This is a genomic window from Cellulomonas citrea (assembly GCF_009829685.1).
GTDB lineage: Bacteria > Actinomycetota > Actinomycetes > Actinomycetales > Cellulomonadaceae > Cellulomonas > Cellulomonas citrea.
Genome location: NZ_VWSD01000413.1, coordinates 1 through 509 on the forward strand (window position 1 = coordinate 1; position 509 = coordinate 509).

Here is a 509-nt window from a genome sequence, read left to right on the forward strand (position 1 = left end):
ATCCGGGAAGTCGGTCGGATTGATGATGACGACCTTCTCGCCCTTGTAGCCGGAGTCCTTGAGCGCGACCTTGGCCTTCTCAAGGCTCTGCGGCATCAGGTCTTCCTGCTCGCCGGTATAATAGGGCGTGCCGCGCCACCAGAGATTACGGCAGACCTGCCACATCTCGGTATCGTCACCCTGGGCGGCGCGCATGTAGTCCTCCTGCTTCACCGCCATGCGGACGGCGGCGCGCACCTTCGGATTGTTGAAGGGCGGCTGCAGGTGGTTGAGGCGGATGATCGCGCCACGGCCGGCCTTATCGATGACCTCGCGCTTGATGTCGGCGTTCTTCGCCAGCATCGGCTGCAGGTCGGCGAGTGGGCGCTCCCACCAGTCGACCTCGCCGGTGCTCAGCGCGGCCGCCGCCGTCGCCGGATCCGGCAGGATGTGCCATTCGATCCGCTTGAAATTCGCGACCTTGCCGCCGGCATTGCGGCTCGGCGGCTCGTTGCGCGGCTTGTAGCCGT

Annotated in this window: 1 protein-coding gene; it reads right to left on the reverse strand. The window is 65.6% G+C overall.

Annotated features, from left to right (window positions below):
• Nucleotides 1-509 (reverse strand): ABC transporter substrate-binding protein (locus tag F2B26_RS17020; protein WP_235929738.1); only part of this gene is annotated, 509 nt, incomplete at both ends.